Source organism: Enterobacteriaceae endosymbiont of Donacia bicoloricornis, from assembly GCF_012567955.1.
Lineage (GTDB): Bacteria > Pseudomonadota > Gammaproteobacteria > Enterobacterales > Enterobacteriaceae.
The window spans coordinates 416152-422706 of sequence record NZ_CP046186.1 but is presented as its reverse complement, the minus strand read 5'-3'; the positions used below and the strand labels follow the sequence as shown (position 1 = coordinate 422706).

Annotated in this window: 3 protein-coding genes; all 3 read left to right on the top strand. The window is 15.3% G+C overall.

Going from position 1 to position 6555, the window contains the following annotated elements; genetic code table 11:
- Window positions 1-37: 37 nt before the first annotated feature.
- On the top strand, window positions 38-898 hold the full coding sequence (lgt, locus tag GJU03_RS02060) for a prolipoprotein diacylglyceryl transferase (RefSeq protein ID WP_168919019.1): 861 nt from the start codon (window positions 38-40) through the stop codon (window positions 896-898).
- Between the two features lie 7 nt (window positions 899-905).
- Entirely contained in the window at window positions 906-4073 is a 3168-nt protein-coding gene (locus GJU03_RS02055; protein ID WP_168919018.1) for an exodeoxyribonuclease V subunit gamma, read from the top strand.
- Window positions 4074-4087: 14 nt separating this feature from the next.
- Window positions 4088-6555, top strand: a 2468-nt coding sequence (locus tag GJU03_RS02050; protein ID WP_168919017.1) for a UvrD-helicase domain-containing protein, incomplete at its 3' end; no start/stop codon positions are given.

Below are 6555 nucleotides of genomic sequence, written 5' to 3'. Positions count from 1 at the left end.
ATATTAATATTAATTAATTAATTTTTAATATAAGAAAATGTATAAAAAATATTTTTTATTTCCACACATAAATCCTATTTTTCTAAAAATAGATAAAATTAATATTTATTGGTATGGTATTATGTATTTTATTAGTTTTATTTTAATAAAAAAAATTTCTTATTTAAAAAATAAAAATAATAATTTTTGGAAAAAAGAAGAAGTTAATAATTTATTATGTTTATGTTTTTTAGGTTTATTATTAGGAGGGAAATTAGGATGTACATTAATATATAATACACATATGTTTATTAAAAATCCTATAATTTTAATAAAAATTTGGCAAGGAGGAATGTCTTTTTTTGGAGGTTTAATAGGTACTATTTTGGTGATATTTTTAATTTCTTTTTTTAAAAAGAAAAATTTTTTACAAATTACAGATTTTATAGTTCCTATGGTGCCAATTGGTATTGGTATGGGAAGAATAGGAAATTTTATTAATAGTGAATTATGGGGAAAAGTTACAAATGTTTCATGGGCTATTATGTTTCCTAACTCAAATAAAAAAGATTTAATTTACTTGCAAAAAAATTCACAATATAGAGAAATTTTTGTTCAATATGGAAAATTACCTAGACATCCAACACAAATTTATGAATGTTTATTGGAAGGTATAATTTTATTTTTAATTTTAAATATAGTTTTAAAAAAAAACTTATTTATAGGATATAAATCATCTTTATTTTTATTTTTTTATGGTATAATTAGATTTTTTATTGAGTATTTTAGAGAATCTGATATAAAATTTTTTTTTTTAAAAAATCATATTATTTTAACTATTGATCAATTGTTTTCAATAATTATGATAGTTATTGGATTAATTTTATTTATAAAAAAAAAAACATCTTTTAAAAAATAAAATATATATGTTTACACACTACTATTCAAATGATATTAATATATTAATAAATATAATAAAAATACAAATTAAAAAAAAACCTTTAAAAAATCCTTTAACTCCAGAAATAATTGTATTTGATAAACATAAAAATTTTTCTAAATTAATTAAAATAAATTTTTCAAAAATTTTAGGCATATATAGTAATATTAAATTTATCTCTTTTGATAAATTTATTTGGGATATTTTTATCAAAATAATACCTAATATATCTAAAGATAATATTTTATATAAAGATAATATTGTTTGGGTAATATTATTATTACTTCCTAAATTAATATCTACTAAAGAATTTATAAATTTTAAAAAAAATTTTGGATCTAAAATTAAAGATTTTAATTATTTATTTCAAATATCTACTCAAATTTCTAATTTATATTATGATTATCAAAAAAATAAACCAGAATTATTATTTTTATGGGAGAAAAAAAAATTTTTTTCATCTATAAATAAAGAACATCAAATATGGCAATCTAAACTATGGAGAACATTATTAAAATATTATAAAAATATTCTAGGGAGAAAATTATGGTATTATGGCGAATTATTTTATTTTTATGAAAAAAATAAAAAAAATGTATTATTTAAATATAATTTAATTCCAGAAAGAATTTTTTTATTAGACATACAGAATATTCCCTTAATATATTTAAATTTACTAAAAAAAATAGAAAAATATATAGAAATACATATTTTAACGTGTACTCCTTCTAAATATTATTGGGGTAATACTTCTAAAAGTAATAAAAAAAAAAATACTAATTTTAATACATTACTATTTTCTTGGGGTAATTATTGTTTAAATAATATAAATAAATTAATAAATATATCTTCTAGATATATTGAAGCTTTTATAGAAAATAAAAATGTAAATTTATTAAATAAAATAAAAAATGATATTTTATATTTTAATGAGAATAATTTAAAATATAAAAAAAAAATTAATTATTTAGATAAATCTATTCAAATAAATATTTGTGAAGATTTTTATACTGAAATAAAATTATTATATAATAATATATTATATACTTTAAAAAAAAATCAAAATTATTTTTTACATGACATTATTGTTATATCTCCTAATTTAGAATTGTATGTTCCTTATATTAATACAATATTTAAAAATATTGATATACCTATTAATGTATATTCTAATTATGATAAAATAAGAAATTTAGATATTTTAAATAAGTTTTTATTTTTATTAAAAATACCTTATATAGATTTAACTCCTAAAGAAATATTTTTTTTATTAGATGATGATTATATCTCTAATAAATTTCTTTTAAAAAAAAATGATTTAGAACATTTACATTTTTGGATAAAAGATTTAGGAATTAAATATGGATTAAATATAAAAAATTTTCATAGTATTAAATTACCTAAGGATCAATATACATGGAAATTAGCTATTTATCGTATATTTTTAGGTTTTGCTTTAGATCAAAATATAGGTAAATGGAAAAATTTAATTCCATATAATATATCTGTTGGATTATCAAGAGAATTAATAGGTAAATTTCTTTATTTTTTAATTCAATTAGAAAAATGGAAAAATAAACTTAATAAAAAATATTGTTTAAAAAAATGGAAAAATATTTTATTAAAACTTTACCAAAATTTTTTTCCTAAAAAAAAATTTATAAATAAAAATATAAATTTTATTTTAAAAAAAATTTTTTTATTTCTTGATTATGGTATTAATATAAAATATAAAAAAAAAATTTCAGTTAAAATAATTATAAAAAAAATTAAATTTTTTATTAAAAAAAAACATAAATTTTTTTTATTTGCTATAAATAAGATTAATTTTTGTTCTTTAAACATATTTAAAAATATGTTTTTTAAACAAATTTTTGTAATTGGGATGAATAATTATTTTTATACAAAAAAAAAATATCCTATTATATTTGATTTATTACAAACTAATTTTTATAAAAATAATTATTTAGATGAAGAAAAAAATTTGTTTTTAAAAATAATTATTTCTACAGAAAAAAAATTATTTATTAGCTGTACTAATACTAATCAAATTAATAATAATTTATCTAATATAGTAAAAAAATTATTATTTTATATTTCTAAAAATTATTTTTTAAAAAAAAAAACAATTAATGATAATTTTATTAAATATTTTTATCGAAATTATAAAAATAAACATGTTAATATTTTTAACAAAAAAAAACTTAATGTATTTGTTGATCATAATTTTAAGATAAAAAACACCATAAAAAATTTTAAATTAAAAATTAATAATTTAATTAATTTTTGGAAACATCCACTTAAAGGATTTTTTAATCAAAAATTAAAAATATATTTACAAGATCTAAATCAAATAACAACATCTAATACAGAACCATTTACAATTAATTATTTACAAGAATATTTTATAAATAAAAAAATACTACGTGCATTAATTTTAAATGAAAATATTAATGATTTATATTATTTTTATTTAAATAATGGTATTCTACCTTATGGTAATTATGGTGAAATATGGTGGGAAGAAAAAATAAATAAAATTAATCAAATATTTAATTATAAATTTCAAAAATATAAATATACAGAAAAAATCTATAAAATTAATTTTAAAATTTTAAATATTATATTAGAAGGAAAAATAAAAATTTTTGAATACAAACAAGGCTTAATTAAATTTGAACCTAAAATAATAGATATTAAAACTATTTTTAGTCTTTGGATTGAACATTTAATTTTATGTGCAAATAATATTTATAATAAAAAAATAAATTTATTTATTTATGGTTCAAAAAAAACAAAATATAATTTTAAGTTTTTAACAAAAAAAAAAGCTATTTTTTTATTAGAAAAATATATAAATGGTTATTTTTATGGTATAAATAATCCTATGTTTTTACCTATGAAAAGTTCTTGGGCGTGGATAAATAATTGTTTTGATAAAACAAAAAAATGTATTAATAATAATTTATTTATACAAAATCAAGCAAAAAAAATCTTTTTCTATTATTGGAATAATAATAATTTTATTAATGAAAATAATGATCCATATTTTAAAAAATTAAATTTTGATTTAAATAAAGAAAAAGAATGGATAAAAATTAAAAAATTAATAAAAGAATGGATATATGATTTATTATATTATAATAATAATTAATTTAAATTTAAAAAATGATAAAATTAAAAGAATTCAATCCATTTAAAGAAAATTTAAGAGGGCAATATCTTATAGAAGCATCAGCAGGTACTGGAAAAACATTTACTATTATTATCTTATATTTAAGAATGTTATTAGGTTTACATCAAAAAAATTTTAATAATCTTCCATTAACTGTAGAACAAATTTTAGTAGTAACTTTTACTGATATTGCAAAAGAAAATTTATGTAAAAGAATAAAAAACAGTATTCATATATTACGAAAAGGATGTTTAGAAAAGACAAGTAAATATGAAATCATTAATAAATTTATAAAACAAATTAAAGATTATAAAACAGCTAATAATTTATTATTAAAAGCTGAATTAAATATTCATAATGCATCTATTTATACAATACATTCTTTTTGTCAAAAAATTTTAAATTTTAAAAATTATGAAATTTATGATTTTTTTGCTCATAAAAAAATTATCAGTGATGAATCAATTTTACAACAAGAAGCTTCTATTAATTTTTGGAGAAAATATTTTTATAAACTTCCAAAAAAAATAGCAAAAATAGTTTTTTCTTATTGGAAAACTCCTTTTGATTTATTATATACAGTAACTCCTTTTTTATTAAGAAAACCTTTTCCAAAAATTAAATACTTTATTGAAAATAAAGATTTTTATATACAATTTTATAAAAATTTAAAATATATTAAAGTACTAAAAAAACATTGGATTAAATATAAAAATAATATTTTTAATATTATTATCAATTCTAATATAAATAAACATATTTATAATAAAAAATTAATAAATAAATGGATAAATATTATTGATTTATGGAGTGTAACAGAAAATAAAGATAATTTTTATCCTAAAGAAATATCTAAATTCTCGCAAGAATTTTTAAATAAAAAAACGATTAATAATAATAAATTTCCGAAATATATTTTATTTAAAAAAATAGATATTTTTTTAAAAAAATTTAATAATTTAAAATTTTTTATAATTATAAAAGCTATTAAATATATAAATAAATATGTAAAAAAAAAAAAAAATGTAAATAATCAAATTAGTTTTGATGATTTATTAAATATTTTAAATAAAGGATTAAATAGTTTATCTGGTATAAAAATTGCACAAGATATAAAAAAATTATTTCCTGTAATATTAGTAGATGAATTTCAAGATACAGATATCCAACAATATAATATTTTAAAAAAAATATATATTAATACATTAGATAATATTATTATATTCATTGGTGATCCAAAACAAGCAATCTATTCTTTTAGAGGAGCAGATATTTTTACTTATTTAAAAGCGTCTTGCGAGATAAAAAAATGTTATACGTTGACAAATAACTGGCGTTCTTCTAAAACTATGATAAATGGTATAAATAAAATATTTTCTTATAGATCTTATCCTTTTTTATTTAAAAATATTGTTTTTTATCCTACTAAATATACAACTAAAAAATTAAATTATAATTTTATTATTAATAAAAAAATTAAACCAGGTATTACTTTTTGGTTTATTAATAAAATTATTGACATTAATTCATATAAACAGCAAATGGCATATACATGTGCATACGAAATATGTCAATTAATAATATTAGGAGAAAAAAAAAAAGCATTTTTTCAAAAAAATTATAAAAATCAAGATATTACAATGTCAGATATAACAGTTTTAGTCAGAAATCATTTTGAAGCTTCTATTTTACAAAAAGAATTTATTAAATTTAAATTACCTTCCATTTATTTATCTGATTCAAATAATATATTTGAAACACAAGAAGCAAAAGAATTAGTTTTATTATTAAAAACTATTCTACAACCAAATAAACAACAAAAGATTATTAATCTTTTATCAAGTACATTATTTAATGTTAATTTATCTTTTTTTACAAATAGAAAAAAAAAAATTTATCTAGATAAAATAATTGATAAATTTATTAATTATAAATTTATTTGGAAAAAACATGGTATTTTAGCTATGTTAGAAACAATTTTTATAAAAGATATTCTTTTTTATAAAGAAAATATCATTAATGATTTTATAGAAAAAAAAATAAAAAATATTTTATATTTAGGAGAATTAATTCAAATATCATGTATAAATATAATAAATTGTTATCAAACCATAGAATGGTTATTACAACAAATTATACATACTGATAAAAATTTATTAAATAAACAAATAAAATTACATTATGATTTTAATAAAATAAAAATTATGACAATACATAAAGCTAAAGGGTTGCAATTTCCTATTGTTTGGTTACCATTTATTTCTTCAAATATTATAGAATTTATAAATAAAGATGCTATTGTTTATCATGATAGAAAAAATTTTGAATTAATTTTAGATTTTAAAAAAGATAAAGAAAGTAAAAAATTTTTTTTAGAAGAATCACTTGCTGAAAATTTAAGATTATTATATGTTTCATTAACAAGATCTATTTTCCATTGTAGTATTGGAATCGCTAATAT

Coding starts and splice junctions, on each gene's coding strand:
- GJU03_RS02055 (WP_168919018.1), top strand. CDS start 906: ATGTTTACACACTACTATTCAAATGATATTAATATATTAATAAATATA.
- lgt (WP_168919019.1), top strand. CDS start 38: ATGTATAAAAAATATTTTTTATTTCCACACATAAATCCTATTTTTCTA.